Raw genomic sequence first — 17,511 nt, forward strand, 5'->3', positions numbered from 1 at the left:
TCATTAATTACTGGAGTTTATTATGTCTCTAAGCGTAGAAGCTAAAGCAGAGATCGTTGCCAAATACGGTCGTGGCACCAACGACAGCGGTTCAACTGAAGTTCAGGTTGCTCTGCTGACTGCTCAGATTAACCACCTGCAGGGTCACTTCTCTGAGCACAAAAAAGACCACCACAGCCGTCGCGGTCTGCTGCGCATGGTATCCCAGCGTCGTAAGCTGCTGGACTACCTGAAGCGTAAAGATGTAGCACGCTACACCAGCCTGATCGAAAACCTGGGTCTGCGTCGCTAAGTCTGAAGAATCTGATCAAGGGCGTAGCGCAGACAGTATGCAAAAAAACGCATCTGACGATCAGATTTGTGCGAGTTTCGCGAAAAGGGGGCCTTTACGGCCCCTTTTTTCGAGCAATCGGCAGCAATCCGGTCCAAACTCATGTATTGTTGCTGAGAGTGATCTTCGCTTGCAGAGGTTCGCGCGGCTAATGAGAGGCTTTACCGCAAGGGCGGTTAAAGGTTGTCATTAGTCGCGAGGATGCAGCTGAAGATCGGTAATCCCCGGCGGGCCTGAGATGGGTCTGCCCCGACGTTAAGGACTTTTATTTTGCTGAACCCGATCGTACGCAAATTCCAATATGGTCAGCATACCGTCACGCTGGAAACCGGCATGATGGCACGCCAGGCCACTGCCGCTGTGATGGTGAGCATGGACGACACCGCGGTTTTCGTAACCGTTGTTGGCCAGAAAAAAGCGAAAGCTGGTCAGGATTTCTTCCCGCTGACCGTTAACTACCAGGAGCGTACCTACGCTGCTGGCCGTATCCCGGGTAGCTTCTTCCGTCGTGAAGGCCGTCCGAGCGAAGGCGAAACCCTGATCGCGCGTCTGATTGACCGCCCGGTTCGCCCGCTGTTCCCGGAAGGCTTCGTGAACGAAGTTCAGGTTATCGCTACCGTTGTTTCCGTTAACCCGCAGGTTAACCCGGACATCGTGGCAATGATCGGTGCCTCTGCTGCACTGTCACTGTCCGGTATCCCGTTCAATGGCCCGATTGGCGCGGCACGTGTTGGCTACATCAACGATCAGTACGTCCTGAACCCAACTGCTGACGAAGTCAAACAATCTCGTCTGGATCTGGTTGTTGCCGGTACCCAGAACGCGGTGCTGATGGTTGAATCAGAAGCTGACATCCTGACTGAAGATCAGATGCTGGGCGCAGTGGTATTCGGCCACGACCAGCAACAGGTTGTTATTGAGAACATCAATGCACTGGTGGCTGAAGCTGGCAAACCGCGTTGGGACTGGCAGCCAGAAGCGGCTAATGATGCCCTGATTGCACGCGTTGCTGCCCTGGCAGAAGCACGTATCAGCGATGCTTACCGCATCACCGACAAGCAGGAGCGTTATACTCAGGTTGGCGTCATCAAAGATGAAACCATCGCTGCACTGCTGGCTGAAGATGAAACTCTGGATAGCGCTGAAATCGGCGATATCGTGCACAGCCTTGAGAAGAATGTTGTTCGTACCCGTATTCTGAACGGTGAACCGCGTATCGATGGCCGTGAAAAAGACATGATCCGTGGTCTGGACGTGCGTACTGGCGTGCTGCCGCGTACCCACGGTTCAGCTCTGTTCACCCGTGGTGAAACTCAGGCGTTGGTTGCTGCGACCCTGGGTACTGCACGTGATGCGCAGAACCTGGACGAGCTGATGGGTGAGCGCACCGACAGCTTCCTGTTCCACTATAACTTCCCTCCGTACTCGGTGGGTGAGACTGGTATGGTCGGTTCGCCGAAGCGTCGTGAAATTGGTCACGGTCGTCTGGCGAAACGCGGCGTGCTGGCAGTGATGCCGAAACAGGAAGATTTCCCGTACACCGTACGTGTGGTATCTGAAATCACTGAATCAAACGGTTCTTCTTCTATGGCTTCCGTCTGCGGTGCTTCTCTGGCACTGATGGATGCAGGCGTACCGATCAAAGCGGCCGTTGCCGGTATCGCGATGGGTCTGGTGAAAGAAGACGAGAAATTTGTTGTTCTGTCTGACATCCTGGGTGACGAAGATCACCTCGGCGACATGGACTTCAAAGTAGCCGGTAGCCGTGAAGGTATTACCGCGCTGCAGATGGACATCAAAATTGAAGGGATCACCCGCGAGATCATGCAGGTTGCTCTGAACCAGGCTAAGGGTGCGCGTCTGCATATCCTGAGCGTGATGGAGCAGGCAATCAGCACGCCGCGTCAGGAGATCTCTGAGTTCGCACCGCGCATTTACACCATCAAGATCAATTCTGACAAGATCAAAGATGTTATCGGTAAAGGCGGTTCTGTCATCCGTGCGCTGACTGAAGAAACCGGCACCACCATCGAAATCGAAGATGATGGCACTGTGAAGATCGCAGCGACCGATGGTCTGAAAGCGAAAGAAGCAATCCGTCGTATCGAAGAGATCACCGCAGAAATCGAAGTGGGCCGTATTTACACTGGTAAAGTGACCCGTATCGTTGATTTCGGTGCCTTCGTTGCGATTGGCGGCGGCAAAGAAGGTCTGGTTCATATTTCACAAATCGCTGATAAGCGCGTTGAGAAAGTGACCGACTACCTGCAGATGGGCCAGGAAGTTCCGGTTAAAGTACTGGAAGTGGACCGTCAGGGCCGTGTGCGTCTGAGCATCAAAGAAGCGACAGAGCAGAAACCGCAGGCGGAAGAAATTACCGCTGCGACTGATGCACCTGAAGCAGAATAAGTATTTCCTGATTAACCACTCCCTGCCTGGCAGGGAGTGGTGTTTGTATACCGCAGGTAATTCGGGTTGCAGGAAAGCGGCGGCGAGTGCATCCCCAGGGGCTTACATCAGGTAAGCGACCAGGGCGAATAAGTACAGCCAACGTACCAGCAATCTGAAGTATTACGGGTATCATCGCGAGGGCGGGAACCCTTGTGCATAGCAGGCGGATGACAGGATGGTTATCCCAATGTTTGTATTCGGGAGTGGGAAATGAAGCCTTTTTTGCGCTGGTGTTTTGTTGCGACAGCTTTGACGCTGGCAGGATGCAGCAACTCCAATTGGCGTAAGAACGAAGTTCTGGCAGTACCTTTGCAGCCCACACTGCAGCAGGAAGTGATTTTGGCGCGAATGGAACAAATTCTTGCCAGTCGTGCCCTGACCGATGATGAACGCGCACAGCTATTATATGAGCGTGGAGTGTTGTATGATAGCTTAGGTCTGAGAGCATTAGCGCGGAACGATTTTTCGCAAGCGCTGTCTATCAGACCGGATATGCCCGAGGTGTTTAACTATCTCGGCATATATTTAACGCAGGCAGGCAATTTTGATGCTGCCTATGAAGCGTTTGATTCTGTACTTGAGCTTGATCCAACTTACAATTATGCGCATTTAAACCGTGGTATCGCCCTCTATTACGGCGGTCGATACAAGTTAGCGCAAGATGATCTGCTGGCGTTTTATCAAGACGATCCTAATGATCCATTCCGCAGTCTGTGGCTCTACCTCGTTGAACACGAGATGGATGCCAGCAAGGCCAAAGTAACGCTTAAACAACGTTACGACAAAGCGGTCCGGGACCAATGGGGATGGAATATTGTCGAGTTCTACCTGGGCGACATCAGTGAAAAAACATTGATGGAACGTCTCAAGGCGGACGCAACGGATAACACCTCGCTCGCTGAACATCTCAGTGAAACCAACTTCTATTTAGGTAAGTACTACCTAAGTCTGGGGGAGAAGGACGACGCGAAAGCGTTGTTCAAACTGGCGGTGGCCAACAACGTCAACAACTTTGTTGAACACCGATACGCATTGTTGGAACTGGCGCAACTCGGCCAGGCACAAGACGATTTATCAGAATCTGACCAGCAATAGCTGACGAACTTTTATTGCCTGAATTACCCGTTAAGTCATCATCTTCCGGGATGAGGGCTTTTCTGTTCGTCGAAACTTCTAATTTGAGCCGGTTCACACTTTTCGATGAAAATGACTGAAAATTTTCATGACGAGTTATGTAGACTGGCCGCCGCAATCTAAGAGGCACGTGTACTACATGACTGATATTCAAACCACTTTTGCTGATCTGGGCCTTAACGAATCCATCCTGTCTGCTCTTAACGACATGGGTTACGTCAAGCCGTCACCGATCCAGGCCGAGTGCATTCCGCACCTGCTGGCTGGCCGTGACGTGCTGGGTATGGCACAGACCGGTAGTGGTAAAACTGCAGCGTTCTCTCTGCCGCTGCTGAACAACATTGACCCGTCGCTGAAGGCACCGCAGATTCTGGTGCTGGCACCCACCCGCGAACTGGCGGTGCAGGTAGCTGAAGCAGCGACTGAATTCTCTAAACATATGCGTGGCGTAAACGTATTGGCCCTGTACGGCGGCCAGCGTTATGACGTGCAGCTGCGCGCACTGCGTCAGGGCCCACAAATTGTGGTGGGCACCCCGGGTCGTCTGCTCGACCACCTGAAACGCGGTACGCTTGATCTGTCTAACCTGCGTGGTCTGGTGCTGGACGAAGCCGACGAAATGCTGCGCATGGGCTTTATTGAAGACGTTGAAACCATCATGGCGCAGATCCCGGAAGGTCATCAGACCGCTCTGTTCTCTGCCACCATGCCGGAAGCGATTCGTCGTATCACCAAGCGTTTCATGAAAGATCCGCAGGAAGTGCGCATTCAGTCCAGCGTTACGACTCGCCCGGACATCTCTCAGTCTTACTGGACCGCTTATGGCCGTAAAACTGACGCGCTGGTGCGTTTCCTCGAAGCAGAAGACTTCGATGCTGCGATCATCTTTGTGCGTACCAAAAACGCAACGCTGGAAGTGGCTGAAGCGCTGGAGCGCAGCGGTTACAACAGCGCAGCACTGAACGGTGACATGAACCAGGCTCTGCGTGAGCAGACGCTGGAGCGCCTGAAAGATGGTCGTCTGGACATCCTGATCGCGACCGACGTTGCGGCACGTGGTCTGGACGTTGAGCGTATCAGCCTGGTTGTTAACTACGACATCCCGATGGACGCAGAATCTTACGTTCACCGTATCGGCCGTACCGGTCGTGCGGGCCGTGCAGGCCGTGCGCTGCTGTTCGTTGAGAACCGCGAGCGTCGTCTGCTGCGCAACATTGAACGCACCATGAAGCTGACCATTCCGGAAGTTGAACTGCCGAATGCCGAGCTGCTCGGTGAGCGTCGTCTGGCTAAATTTGCTGCGAAAGTACAGCAGCAGCTGGAAAGCAGCGATCTGGACATGTACCGCGCGCTGCTCAGCAAAATGCAGCCGGAAGAAGAGCTGGATATGGAAACCCTGGCTGCTGCACTGCTGAAAATGGCACAGGGCGAACGTCCGCTGATTCTGCCAGCAGATGCACCGCGTCCGCAGCGTCGTGAATTCCGCGATCGTGATGATCGTCGTGACAGCCGTGATTCACGTGACTCACGCGGTCCGCGTGAAAGCCGTGATGGCGACCGTCCGCGTCGTGAGCGTCGTGACGTTGGCGAAATGCAGCTGTACCGCATTGAAGTGGGCCGTGATGATGGCGTTGAAGTTCGTCATATCGTGGGCGCGATTGCTAACGAAGGCGATATCAGCAGCCGTTACATCGGTAACATCAAGCTGTTTGGTACTCACTCCACCATCGAACTGCCGAAAGGCATGCCGGGTGAAGTTCTGCAGCATTTCACCCGCACGCGTATTCTCAACAAGCCGATGAATATGCAGTTGCTGGGCGATGCACAGCCGCACGAGCGTGGTGAGCGCAGTGGCGAACGTCGTAGCGGCGGTCGTGATTTCGGTGGTGAGCGTCGTGGCAACCGTGAAGGCGGTGCTGCTGGTGCACGTGGTGAAGGTCGTGAAGGCGGTCGTCGCTTCTCTTCTGAGCGTCGTGAAGGTGGCCGTGAAGGCGGACGCTTCAGCCGTGAAGGTGGCCGTGGCCCGCGTCGCGAAGAAGCAGGTGCTGCTGCACCGCGTCGTCGTGACATCTAAGTCGCAAAGCTAAAAAGTAAAATGGGACGCCTCGGCGTCCCATTTTTTTATCCAGCGTAAGCTAAAGTTTACACCCCGCCAGCGATCAGCACCCGTTCACCGCTGACATAGGCTGATTCTTCCGATGCCAGAAACAGCGCAACCTGCGCGACATCTTCCGGCAAACCAAAACGTCCCAGCGGTGTTGCCGCAATTAACTGTGCTTTTAGCTCCGGATGCATCTTCTTCGCGGCCAGTAAGCCTTCGGTCAGGATGATGCCAGGTGCCAGCGCATTAACGCGGATATTGCGGGGACCCAGTTCTCGTGCCAGTCCCTGGGTGAGGGTATCAATCGCGCCTTTGGTCGCTGCCCACAGCACCGAGCCTGGGGTGCTGCGCTGGCTATTTAGCGCGCTGAGGTTAATGATGCAACCGCCTCGCGTGGGGAAATGCCGGGCTGCCTGCTGGCAAACCAGCAACGTACCCAGCAGATTGACATTCAATTGCTGCTGTATCTCAACAACATTTAGCGCCACAAAATCGCCGTGATGAAAAATGCCTGCATTGTTGACCACAATATCCGGTGCGCCAAATTGCTCAATACAGGTAGCGAACAGCCGTGCCACATCATCTTCACGCGAGATATCGGCCTGAACGGCGATAGCATCGCAGCCCAGCCCGCGAATATCGGTAACGATATCAGCAGCGCCAACTTCATCCTGACGATAATTCACCACAACCCGGGCGCCGGCCGCCGCGAAAGTCATGGCGATAGCAGCACCGATGCCTTTCGAAGCGCCCGTCACCAGCGCAATTTTGCCTTCAAGTGCTTTCATCGTGTCTCTCCACCTGAGGTTTCGGGGAAGCATAAGAATGCGCTGTCCATACAATTAGCAGGTAGTGCAATCCTGCAAGCTTTTTGCACGATCCTGCAAATCTCAGCACTAGAGGCCAGGCGCTACGTCAACGCCAGGTTAGAATAAAGACTCAATGATCCCTCATTGCGGAGCGCTCAACGCATGATTCATCAGGAACAGTGGCAGCAACTGGTTGCCATGATTGCCCGCCACGCCCCAGACGATGGACGTCATCTTAGCGCCATCGATTTTCTCTCTTTTGGTCGCAGCTCCAGGCCAACCAGCCTGTCACACGTGGCCACCTGGGCCAGTTTCGCGTTGGTGGCACAGGGGCAGAAATCGCTTCGTATGGGTGAGGATGTGATGCATTACGGCGCGGGAGATTTGCTGCTGGTGACGCTGGATATGGCGGTGCAATCCTGCGTGGTCACGGCGACACCGGAGAAACCCAATCTGGGTGTGGGCATCACCATCAATGAAACACGTCTGATGCGCTATCTGGAACATTTCCCGATGCATTTGGTGGGTGCCGCAGCGACCAATGAGCGCGGTATCACGGTACACAAGGTGGCTCCTCCGCTGGTGGATGCGGTGATTCGTCTGGTCGAGTTACTGGATCAGCCGCAGGATATTGCTGCGCTGGCGCCGTTGATTGAACAGGAAATTTTCTATCGACTGCTCACTGGCCCGGAAGGACCCCGCATTCTGAATATGGCGCTGGCAGAACGTCCGGGCAACAAAGTGGCGCGAGCGGCACGCTGGCTGCGGGAAAATTTTCATCAGCCCCTGAAGATGGATCAACTGGCAAGCAACGTAGGCATGAGTATTTCGTCCCTGCATCACCACTTTAAAGCGGTTACCGCCATGACGCCGATGCAGTATCAAAAGCAATTACGCCTCAACGAAGCGCGCCGCCTGATGTTGATGGAAAAGCTGGACGCCGGAACGGCAGGGTATCGGGTGGGGTATCAGAGCGCTTCACAATTCAGCCGCGAATACAGCCGTTTTTATGGTCAGTCGCCGGGACGTGATGTGCGGCAGAATGCGGTGGGGGCCGAAGCCTGGCCACCGCAATAACCCGGTTACAGCGAGCGGGCGGCTTCCATCGCCAGTGCAAACGAGCGCAAACGCGCCTGCGGATCGTAAATCTGGCCATTCACCATGATTTCATCCGCCTGGGTTTCACGCAGCAAGGCCGCAAGGCCATGGCGCACTTTATCGCTATCACCCACGATCGACATGCTCAGCGCCTGCTGGACACCATATTGTTCTGACGGCGACCACAGGTTATCCATGTTCTCCACCGGTGCCGGTAGCGGGCCGGGCTTGCCGCGACGCAGGTTGATAAACTGCTGCTGCATCGAGGTGAACAGGAAACGGGCATCGCGTTCGCTGTCGGCGGCAACCACGTTCACACATACCATGGCGTAAGGTTTTGCCAGACGCGCTGATGGCTGGAATTTCTCACGATACACATGCAGCGCCTGGAACAGCAGGTCAGGGGCGAAGTGTGAGGCAAAGGCGAACGGTAAGCCCAGTTGAGCTGCCAGCTGCGCGCTGTAGAGGCTGGAACCCAGCAGCCATACCGGAATTTTCGAGCACAGGCCCGGTACTGGCTGCACCGGCGGACATTCACCGACTTCGGCGTCAAACCAGTTAATCAGCTCGGCAACATCGTCCGGGAAGCTATCAGCCTGCGCGCCGGAAAGATGGCGACGCAGCGCCAGCATGGTGCGCTGATCGGAACCCGGCGCACGGCCCAGACCGAGATCAATACGTCCCGGATAGAGTGATTCCAGGGTGCCAAACTGCTCTGCAATCACCAGGGGTGAATGGTTGGGCAGCATAATGCCGCCTGAACCGAGGCGCAGGGTTTCGGTGTTGGCAGCCAGATAACCAATCAGCACCGAGGTGGCTGCACTGGCAATGCCGGTCATGTTGTGGTGTTCAGCTAACCAATAGCGGTAAAAGCCGAGGGCTTCAGCCTGACGGGCCAGGGCCAGCGAATTGTGGAACGCATCACGCGGCGTTGCGCCCTGTGGAATGGGGGCCAGGTCCAGCACGGACAGGCGAACAGTTTTTTTCTCAGACATGGGCACTCCAGAATAAGTATGGCGCAGGTGTTCATTAAGCCTGCGCCATCCAGTATTACGCATCAGTACCCATATTAAAACTGCTAATAAGGGCAGGAATATAGCCGGAACGTGCCTTTCAGCGGCCGCTATCCAGCGCCATTCCTGCCAGGCGTCGCCAGTAACCATTGCTGTCACTGCCGCGGGCCACCATCAGCGGCGCTTCACCCGCTTCGTTGGCGCGGAAGCGATCCACATCCTCCAGCGTGCTGTCGTCCTGCGGCGATAAACGGACGATTTCGACCCAGTTATGCATGCCGACCAGATCATTGCCAAGGTTGTAGCAGTAGCCACTCATGGTTTGGATACCATTCAGCACAAACACCTGCTGGCCTTCCTGGGACAATACGCGTCGTCCGTTGGGATAGTCGATGCAACAGGTCTGACAATCGTCTTTGGCGCGATTTTCCGAGCGCGCGGTGAAGCAGCGCGCGGACAAGGCCAGCGGCAGATAGCCGTAACCCAGCACTTCTACCTCAAAGCGATCGCGGATGCCTGCGGCATCGCACTGCTGCAACAGCTGAATCAGCCAGTCGCGTGACATCTCAACCGGCATACACCAGCGCGTCATGCCTTCTTTCAGCAACAGCTGCAAGGTTTGCGCGTTGTAGACGTTAAGCGTCGGGCCAGCGACGAAGGGTAACTGGCGTTCGGCCGCCATATTCACCGTACCGATGTCGTTGGCTTCAATCAGAAACTCGCCGTTTTCCACATAGCGGCGCAGTTCTTTCAGTTCCGATGGCGATTGCAGCAGCGCCAGCGTGCTAATCACCACCTGTTTGCCGTGCCGGGCCAGTGCGCGGCCCATTTCCATCCATTGGGCGAAAGGCGTGGCGCGGCGTTTGCTGCACACCGCCTCACCCAGATAGACGATTTCTGCGCTGGATTGCGCGGCAAGCTGATAAAAGTTTTCCAGTTTGTCGCTGGGCCAGTACCACAGTACCGGGCCGATTGCGTATTTCATGCTGACTCCTTACTGCCAGTCGCGATGGTAAGCACCGAGCGTGGTCTGGCTACCTTCAGAAAGTTCACCCAGCGCCTGCATCCAGGGTTCCTGGACGGCGTATTGCTCTGGCGCGGCCATACAACGGTCAATCGCCTGACGCCACACTTTCGCCACCTGCGCCACATAGGCCGGGCTGCGCTGGCGGCCCTCAATCTTCACTGATGCCACACCGGCACGCAGCAGTTCCGGCAGCAGCGACAGGGTGTTGAGGCTGGTGGGTTCTTCCAGCACGTGATAACGCTGGTTATCGACCTCGTAGCGTCCTTTACACAGGGTGGGATAACCGGCACTTTCCTCCGGTCCATAGCGGTCAATCAGTACCTCATTCAGGCGTGATTCCATGCCCTGCGGCGTCTGTTGCCAGCGCACGAATTTGGCGGGTGAACAGGCTCCGGCGCTGTTCGGTGATTCTCCGGTCAGCCATGAGGAGAGGTAGCAGCGGCCTTCGGCCATGATGCACAGGCTACCGAAAGCGAACACTTCCAGCGGTACCGGTGTTTCACGCGCCAGCTGCTTTACCTGATGCAGCGACAGTACGCGCGGCAGCACCACGCGATGCAGCTGAAAATGACGGTGATAAAAGCGGATCGCTTCCAGATTGGTGGCCGACGCCTGTACTGAAAGGTGGCGTTCAACCTGCGGATAGTGCTTTGCCGCATATTCCAGCGTGGCGATATCGGCGAGAATCAGCGCGTCAGCACCATTTTGCGCCGCGATATCAATCGCCTGTTGCCAGCGATTCATGCCGTCAGGATGGGCAAAGGTGTTAATCGCGACGTGCAGCTTGCGCCGATGCTGGTGCACAAAGCGCGCCGCTTCGGCCAGTTTTTTGTCGGTAAAATTAAGACCAGCAAAGTGGCGGGCATTGGTATCGTCTTTCAGGCCGACGTAGACGGCGTCGGCGCCATGCTCCACCGCCGATTTCAGCGCGGGTAAATTCCCCGCCGGGCACAGCAGTTCCATACATTTTCCTCCCCCGGGTTCTGGACGGCGTTGAGTGTAGGTAAGCACTCGTCACAGAATGTTGATTTAAGGCAGTGAAACGGCCAATGGTGATGCAGATTGAAGATTTTTCGCACAACCAGAGTGCGAATTCCTTGATCTCAGTGGAGGCGAAGCCAAACGGATGTGGCAGAATAGGTAAAATTTTCTGAAGGGAGTGCAGATGGTGTTTACTCGCTTACGCGGTCTGATTGTTGAAAAAGGGCCAGAATTCTTAGCCTTACCGGTGTCATTAACCCCTTTCGCGCTGAAAAAAGCCGTTTTGCAACAACTCCTAAACTGGCAATTTCGCCATGCTTTGGCTGAGGGTGAGTTAGACTTTCTGGAAGGGCGCTCCCTGGGAATCGAAATCAGCGACATCAATTTGCGCTGGATGACCACGTTACAGGCCGGGCGTCTGACTGTTTCGCGCGACACCGAAGCTGATGTCTGGTTTCGCGGCGAAGCCAACGATCTGTTGCTGGTGGCAGCACGCAAAGCGGACCCCGATATGTTGTTCTTTCAACGCCGTCTGGTGATTGAAGGTGACACGGAGCTGGGGCTGGAGGTGAAGAACCTGATGGATGCCATTGAACTGGATGCCATGCCCACGCCATTGCGAACGGGATTGCAGCAGCTGGCTGCTTTTGTTGAGGCTGGACTGAAACAGGACGCGAAGGCCACTGAGTCGCGCGCGGGGATCTCATGTTGATTCGTACTGAAATTGGCGTCGATGCGGCCAGCATCGACAGTCTGTTAAAGCGCTGTTTTACCAGCGCCGCCGAAGCGGAACTGGTACAGCAGTTGCGTGAAGATGGTTTGCTGACCCTTGGCGTGGTGGCGACCGATGATGAAGGTCAGGTTTTGGGGTATGCCGCGTTCAGCCCGGTGACGTTGCAGGGCGAAGACCGTAACTGGGTCGCTCTGGCACCGTTGGCGGTGGATGAGACGGTACGCAAACAGGGCATCGGTAAACAGCTGGTGTATGAAGGGCTGGATGCGCTGAACGAATTTGGTTACAGCGCGGTGGTGGTGCTGGGCGATCCGGCTTACTACCATGACTTCGGCTTTGAACCGGCAGCGCGTCACGGGCTACATTGCCGCTGGCCTGGCTCGGAAGCCGCATTTCAGGTGTATAAACTGGCTGATGACGCGTTCGCAGGGGCGGAAGGGCAGATCGAGTTCGCTGCACCCTTCAATCGTTTTGCGTAAACCAGTTGTTCAGGCTGGGCGGCTGTTGCGCCACCAGTTGCAGTTTCTGTGCCCGGCTTAACTGCTTCACCTGATACTCAAGCCGTGATGCGGCAGACCGATCGCCCGCATCACAATGAAATACCAGCGTCAGTGGACCTTTTCCGCGCAATGATCGCGCTCCACGTCCCTGCTGATGCTGCTGTAAACGCCGGTTCACGTCTGTGGTGATGCCGGTGTAGAGTTGGCCTGCGGCGGTTTGCAGCATATACAGCTGCCAGCCCTGCTCCATGATGATTAACCTCGGAAAAATCGCTGACAGGCAGTGTAGCGCGCATCAGGCGTTGCCGCTATCCGTCAGCACAGGCCTCCGGCCTGCAAGGGAGTTCGATTGTGTCCGACCATTCCCATCTGATTCGCTACCTGAAAAAACAGCATGCGCTGTCGCTGTGCGCGACAGACGGCGACGATCTATGGTGCGCCAACTGTTTTTATGTCTTCGATGAATCCCGCATGGTTTTCTGGCTGATGACCGAGCCGGATACCCGACATGGCCAGCTGATGCAGGCTAATCCGCGCGTGGCCGGCACCGTCAACGGCCAGCCGAAAACCGTGCTGCTGATCAAGGGTGTACAGTATCGCGGCCATATTCAGCGCTTAAGCGATGAGGCTGAACAACAGGCGCGTCATGCTTATCAGCGCCGTTTCCCGATCTCACGCGCCGTCACGGCACCGCTGTGGGAGATTGTGCTGGAAGAAGTGAAGATGACCGATAACGCGCTGGGCTTCGGCAAAAAAATTGTCTGGCAGCGCGGTGATTCGTAGCGGCGCGATTTATCGCGCAATGCCGTGCGTGCTGGCGGAAAAAAACGCGCGATAAATCGCGCCGCTACGGGTTGTGCAGGCTTAATCTATCAGGCCGTAGTGTTGAGAATCCGCAGGGATTCGCGGTTAAAGGCGGGCAGATCATCCGGGGTGCGGCTGGTGACCAGTTTGTCATCATCCACCACCACTTCTTTGTCGTAGAAGTCCGCACCGGCGTTGCGCAGATCAATGGCGATGGCTTTCACGCAGGTCATTTTGCGCCCGCGTACGCCATTGGCACTGATCAATAACTGCGGCCCGTGACAGATGGCAAATACCGGTTTGCCACTGGCGACAAACGCTTTGGTGAAGTTGACGAAACGATCGTCACCGCGCAGCGTATCGGGTGAATGTCCGCCCGGCAGCAGCAGGGCATCGAACTCTGCCGCGTCCACGTGATCAATATCCTTATCGATTTTTACCTCGGCTTTGCCTTTTTTGCCTTTGACAGTTTTACCGGCTTTCATCTCGATGGTGACCACTTCATGGCCCGCTTTGGTGTAAGCCTCCGCCGGTGAGGTAAATTCTGAGTCTTCAAATTCATCGGTAATCAATACCGCAATTTTCTTGCTCATCTTTCTCCTCCTTGTCGTACCTGGGTGTCAGATCAAGTGTGGTTGCCCACCTGCAAAACGCAAGCAGGTCAAATTTAGAGCGTTTAAGCATGGAAAAATTCCTTCACCTGATAAACACTCAGGTTAATCCGTCGTGCCGTCCGGTGCGATTTTCGTTATTCAGGTTGAATACGGGACTCTGCCATGAATCAACTCACTTCTGTCGCTCCGGCAACGCGTTTTGCCTGGTGGAAACCGCTGTTGTTTCTGCTGGTGGTGGTCATTGGACTCTGGTACGTCAAATGGCAGCCGTACTACGGCAAAGCCTTCACAGCGGCGGAAACGCATTCCATTGGTAAATCGATTCTGGCGGGCGCTGATGCCTCACCCTGGCGTGCCGCGCTGGATTACGCGATGGTTTATTTTCTGGCGGTGTGGAAAGCGGCAGTGCTGGGCGTGCTGCTGGGATCGCTGGTACAGGTACTGATCCCGCGCAACTGGCTGCTACGGCTGATGGGGCAAAACCGCTTCGGCTCAGCGCTGGTGGGCACCGGCCTCGGGCTGCCTGGGATGATGTGTAGCTGTTGTGCAGCACCGGTTGCCGCCGGGCTGCGTCAGTCGCAGGTGTCCAGCGGGGCGGCGATGGCCTTCTGGCTGGCAAATCCGGTGCTGAATCCGGCCACGTTGATCTTTATGGGATTTGTACTTGGCTGGCAGTTTGCCGCCATCCGGCTGGTGGCAGGGGTCATCATGGTGCTGGGCATTGCCTGGCTGGTGCAGCGCAGCGTGCCAGAGCGCATCACCTCCCCGGTGGCCATTCAGGACACCGGGCCGGAAGAGTCTTTCCTGCAACGCTGGCTGCGCGTGCTGTGGCGACTGTTCTGGAACACCATTCCGTTGTATATCGTGGCGGTGCTGCTGCTGGGGGCAGCGCGTGTCTGGTTGTTCCCACACGCCGATGGTGCCGTGGGCAATACCTTGTTTTGGGTGGTGGTGATGGCGCTGGCGGGATGTCTGTTTGTGATCCCGACGGCAGCCGAGATCCCGATCGTTCAAACCATGATGCTGGCGGGAATGGGCATCGCGCCAGCCCTGGCGCTGTTGCTGACATTGCCCGCCGTTAGCGTACCTTCGTTACTGATGTTGCACCGGGCTTTTCCGGCCCGCGCCTTGTGGATAGCCCTGCTGGGTGTGGCCGTCAGTGGGATGCTGGTCGGGGTGCTCGCCCTGGGGCTGGCGTAAATACCAGATTTTCTGATTGCGGCTGCCGCGCCACAGCAGCCGCGCATCTTTCTCTTCTTCGATAAAACGCCCGTCGATTAGCACGTCGATTTCCGCGATCACCTCGCGCTGGGCATCACTCAGCTCCGCCAGCTGATAGCCGGTCCACAACCAGATATCCTTATCCGGACATTCGCGCCGTACGCGTTTCACCAGGCGACGTATATGCGGCACGTTATGCGGATGCAGCGGATCGCCGCCGCTTAGCGACAATCCCTGACGCGGAATGCGACGATCCTGCAAATCGGCGATCAATTTTTCTTCCATCGCCAGCGTAAACGGCACACCGGAATCGAGTCGCCAGGTGCTCTGGTTGTAGCAGCCACGGCACTGGTGCTCGCAACCGGCGACAAACAGCGTGCAGCGCGTACCCGGCCCGTTAACGATATCGACGTCATAATAGCGATGGATATGCATCATCCCAGTTGCCCCGTATCCAGGTGTTTAACCCGACGCTGCACCTCTTCCTGCTTACCGGCGTTAAACGGACGCGCATCCGGGCTGCCGAGATAGCCACACACGCGCCGCGTTACCGAGACGCGTGCCGGGTCGTGATTACCGCAGCTGGGGCAGGTAAAGCCTTTGCTGGTGCAGCTGAATTCGCCACTAAAACCACATTCATAGCATTCATCAATCGGCGTATTGGTGCCGTAATAGGGCACGCGGTCGTAGCTGTAATCCCAGACATCTTCCAGCGCTTTGAGGTTGTGCTGGATATTGGGATATTCGCCGTAACAGATAAAACCGCCGCTGGCGATAGGTGGGTAGGGGGCTTCAAAATCAATTTTGTCGTACGGATTAACCTTCTTCTCGACATCAAGATGGAAGCTGTTGGTGTAATACCCTTTGTCGGTGACGCCGGGCACCACGCCAAATTCGGCGGCATCGAGGCGGCAGAAACGGTCGCACAGATTCTCGCTCGGTGTGCTGTACAGGCTAAAACCGTAGCCGGTTTCGGCTTTCCATGCATCGACGGCCTGGCGCAGATGCTCAACAATCTCCACCCCTTTGGCGCGCAGATAATCAGCATCATAGGGATGTACCTCGTTGCCGCTTAGGGCATTGAGGGTTTCATGCAGGCCGATATAACCGAGAGAGATGGAGGCGCGACCATTGCGGAAAATTGGTCCGATATCGTCATCCGCGTTGAGACGCACGCCACAGGCACCTTCCATATAAAGAATCGGTGCGACGCGCGCTTTGGTTTTTTCCAGCCGGGCGATACGCGTCATCAGCGCACGTTTAGCCAGCGCCAGACGCTCATCCAGCAGCGACCAGAAACGTGCTTCATCACCCTGCGCTTCCAGTGCAATGCGCGGCAGGTTAAGGCTGATGACCCCGAGATTATTGCGCCCTTCATGAATCAGCTGGCCATTTTCCTTGTACACGCCCAGGAAGCTGCGGCAGCCCATCGGCGTTTTAAACGATCCGGTGACTTTCACCACTTGATCATAATTCAGGATATCCGGGTACATGCGCTTGCTGGCGCACTCCAGCGCCAGTTGTTTGATGTCGTAGTTCACATCACCCACGCGGCGGTTGATGCCTTCGCGGATGGCAAACACCAGTTTCGGGAATACCGCGGTTTTATGGTTTTTGCCCAGTCCGGCTATGCGATTGCGCAGGATCGATTGCTGTATCAGGCGCGCGGCCCAGTCGGTACCGAGACCAAAACCAAAGGTCACAAACGGCGTTTGTCCGTTAGCGGTATGCAGCGTGTTGACCTCATATTCCAGCGACTGAAAGGCGTCGTAGCACTCTTTTTCAGTACGCGCGCGGGCATAAGCCTCGGCATCGTCGATCTGCCACTCCAGTGCGACGGCCCGGTGTTTTTCCAGGCTCAGGGTGACAAAGGGGGCCAGCACCTCGTCAATACGGTTGATGGTGGTGCCGCCGTAAATATGGCTGGCGACCTGGGCAATGATCTGGGCGGTGACGGCGGTGGCGGTGGCGATCGATTTTGGCGGTTCGATCTCTGCATTGCCCATTTTGAAGCCGTTGGTCAGCATGCCGCGCAGATCGATCAACATGCAGTTAAACATCGGAAAGAAGGGCGAATAATCGAGATCGTGGTAGTGGATCTCGCCGCGCTCATGCGCCAGCACCACATCACGCGGCAGGATTTGCTGCTGTGCGTAGTGTTTAGCCACGATGCCCGCCAGCAAATCGCGCTGGGTAGGGATCACTTTGCTGTCTTTGTTGGCGTTTTCATTCAGCAGGGCGGCGTTGGTTTGTTCCACCAGGCCACGAATCGCGTGATGCAGTTTCCCGCGCTGCTCGCGTGCCAGATCGCGATCGTGACGATATTCAATATAGGCGCGCGCCAGTTGGGGCCAGGGGCCGCTCATCAGCGTCTCTTCAACTGCGCACTGAATGTCGCGAATATCCACTTCGTCGCGGCTAGCCAGCTGCTGGCCCACCTCGGTCGCCACCTGCGCGCACCAGGCGCTATCGTTCACCTGGGCAGCGCGTGCTGCCGCCTGCACCGCACTGGCAATGCGCTGTTCATCAAAAGGCACTTTGCAGCCATCACGCTTAATCACTACCGTTGCCATTTAGCCTCCATGAAACTACATGTTGTGGTTTTATTGAAGTGTAATATCTACATATGGTGTTTGCGCGGAAATTAATTAGGCCGTTATTGACCAGGCGCAAGGAAGTTCCTGCAAAGCATGA

Annotated in this window: 18 protein-coding genes; 10 read left to right on the forward strand and 8 right to left on the reverse strand. The window is 55.9% G+C overall.

Features of this window, described 5'->3' with window-relative positions; translation table 11 throughout:
• Nucleotides 1-22 precede the first annotated feature (22 nt).
• From rpsO to HA50_RS02695, 5 genes are all read left to right on the forward strand, one after another.
• Nucleotides 23-292 (forward strand): 30S ribosomal protein S15, encoded by a 270-nt coding sequence (gene rpsO / locus HA50_RS02680; protein WP_038016938.1) that lies wholly within the window; start codon nt 23-25, stop codon nt 290-292.
• A gap of 309 nt (nt 293-601) precedes the next feature.
• Nucleotides 602-2,740 (forward strand): polyribonucleotide nucleotidyltransferase, encoded by a 2,139-nt coding sequence (pnp, locus tag HA50_RS02685; protein ID WP_084872264.1) that lies wholly within the window; start codon nt 602-604, stop codon nt 2,738-2,740.
• Between the two features lie 252 nt (nt 2,741-2,992).
• Nucleotides 2,993-3,877 (forward strand): lipoprotein NlpI, encoded by an 885-nt coding sequence (gene nlpI / locus HA50_RS02690; protein ID WP_084872267.1) that lies wholly within the window; start codon nt 2,993-2,995, stop codon nt 3,875-3,877.
• Between the two features lie 105 nt (nt 3,878-3,982).
• Nucleotides 3,983-4,039 carry a protein YrbN gene (yrbN, locus tag HA50_RS32100; RefSeq protein ID WP_100229640.1) on the forward strand — a complete coding sequence of 19 codons (57 nt, stop codon included), beginning with the start codon at nt 3,983-3,985 and terminating at the stop codon, nt 4,037-4,039.
• Nucleotides 4,040-4,055: 16 nt separating this feature from the next.
• Nucleotides 4,056-5,990: a DEAD/DEAH family ATP-dependent RNA helicase gene (locus HA50_RS02695; RefSeq protein ID WP_084872270.1), complete on the forward strand. Its 1,935-nt coding sequence runs from the start codon at nt 4,056-4,058 to the stop codon at nt 5,988-5,990.
• A 68-nt stretch (nt 5,991-6,058) separates the two neighbouring features.
• Here the strand turns inward: HA50_RS02695 and HA50_RS02700 are convergent, their stop codons facing one another.
• The gene (locus HA50_RS02700; protein ID WP_084872273.1) at nt 6,059-6,805 is read right to left on the reverse strand and encodes an SDR family NAD(P)-dependent oxidoreductase; all 747 of its coding nucleotides are present in this window, start codon (nt 6,803-6,805) and stop codon (nt 6,059-6,061) included.
• 183 nt (nt 6,806-6,988) lie between these two features.
• Here HA50_RS02700 and HA50_RS02705 point away from each other — a divergent pair, with 183 nt between their 5' ends.
• Nucleotides 6,989-7,903, forward strand: coding sequence for an AraC family transcriptional regulator (locus HA50_RS02705; RefSeq protein ID WP_084872276.1), 915 nt, complete (start codon nt 6,989-6,991; stop codon nt 7,901-7,903).
• A gap of 5 nt (nt 7,904-7,908) precedes the next feature.
• On the opposite strand, the gene HA50_RS02710 is transcribed toward HA50_RS02705, so the two are convergent.
• The 3 genes from HA50_RS02710 to ubiU form a co-directional block, all read right to left on the reverse strand.
• Complete coding sequence (locus HA50_RS02710; RefSeq protein ID WP_084872279.1) at nt 7,909-8,919, reverse strand: luciferase-like monooxygenase; 1,011 nt, start codon at nt 8,917-8,919, stop codon at nt 7,909-7,911.
• Between the two features lie 118 nt (nt 8,920-9,037).
• On the reverse strand, nt 9,038-9,922 hold the full coding sequence (locus tag HA50_RS02715; protein WP_084872282.1) for a U32 family peptidase: 885 nt from the start codon (nt 9,920-9,922) through the stop codon (nt 9,038-9,040).
• Nucleotides 9,923-9,931: 9 nt separating this feature from the next.
• Entirely contained in the window at nt 9,932-10,927 is a 996-nt protein-coding gene (gene ubiU, locus HA50_RS02720; RefSeq protein ID WP_084872285.1) for a ubiquinone anaerobic biosynthesis protein UbiU, read from the reverse strand.
• Between the two features lie 202 nt (nt 10,928-11,129).
• Between ubiU and ubiT the strand changes: the two genes are divergently transcribed.
• Entirely contained in the window at nt 11,130-11,657 is a 528-nt protein-coding gene (gene ubiT / locus HA50_RS02725) for a ubiquinone anaerobic biosynthesis accessory factor UbiT (protein ID WP_084872288.1), read from the forward strand.
• Nucleotides 11,651-12,157 carry a GNAT family N-acetyltransferase gene (locus HA50_RS02730; protein WP_084872290.1) on the forward strand — a complete coding sequence of 169 codons (507 nt, stop codon included), beginning with the start codon at nt 11,651-11,653 and terminating at the stop codon, nt 12,155-12,157. The genes ubiT and HA50_RS02730 overlap by 7 nt, the downstream gene beginning before the upstream one ends.
• On the opposite strand, the gene HA50_RS02735 is transcribed toward HA50_RS02730, so the two are convergent.
• Entirely contained in the window at nt 12,141-12,428 is a 288-nt protein-coding gene (locus HA50_RS02735; protein ID WP_084872293.1) for a GIY-YIG nuclease family protein, read from the reverse strand. The two genes, HA50_RS02730 and HA50_RS02735, sit on opposite strands and share 17 nt — an antisense overlap.
• A gap of 101 nt (nt 12,429-12,529) precedes the next feature.
• Between HA50_RS02735 and HA50_RS02740 the strand changes: the two genes are divergently transcribed.
• Nucleotides 12,530-12,961: a YhbP family protein gene (locus HA50_RS02740; protein WP_084872295.1), complete on the forward strand. Its 432-nt coding sequence runs from the start codon at nt 12,530-12,532 to the stop codon at nt 12,959-12,961.
• 89 nt (nt 12,962-13,050) lie between these two features.
• On the opposite strand, the gene HA50_RS02745 is transcribed toward HA50_RS02740, so the two are convergent.
• Nucleotides 13,051-13,575: a type 1 glutamine amidotransferase domain-containing protein gene (locus HA50_RS02745; protein ID WP_084872299.1), complete on the reverse strand. Its 525-nt coding sequence runs from the start codon at nt 13,573-13,575 to the stop codon at nt 13,051-13,053.
• Nucleotides 13,576-13,758: 183 nt separating this feature from the next.
• Between HA50_RS02745 and HA50_RS02750 the strand changes: the two genes are divergently transcribed.
• Nucleotides 13,759-14,796: a permease gene (locus HA50_RS02750; protein ID WP_084872302.1), complete on the forward strand. Its 1,038-nt coding sequence runs from the start codon at nt 13,759-13,761 to the stop codon at nt 14,794-14,796.
• Here HA50_RS02750 and nrdG read toward each other — a convergent pair.
• A complete protein-coding gene (gene nrdG / locus HA50_RS02755) occupies nt 14,689-15,255 on the reverse strand; it encodes an anaerobic ribonucleoside-triphosphate reductase-activating protein (protein ID WP_084872304.1) in 567 nt (188 codons plus the stop codon). The genes HA50_RS02750 and nrdG overlap by 108 nt on opposite strands.
• A complete protein-coding gene (gene nrdD, locus HA50_RS02760) occupies nt 15,252-17,390 on the reverse strand; it encodes an anaerobic ribonucleoside-triphosphate reductase (protein ID WP_084872307.1) in 2,139 nt (712 codons plus the stop codon). The genes nrdG and nrdD overlap by 4 nt, the downstream gene beginning before the upstream one ends.
• Nucleotides 17,391-17,511: the final 121 nt, after the last annotated feature.

This window comes from Pantoea cypripedii, assembly GCF_002095535.1.
In the GTDB taxonomy this organism is placed as follows: domain Bacteria; phylum Pseudomonadota; class Gammaproteobacteria; order Enterobacterales; family Enterobacteriaceae; genus Pantoea; species Pantoea cypripedii.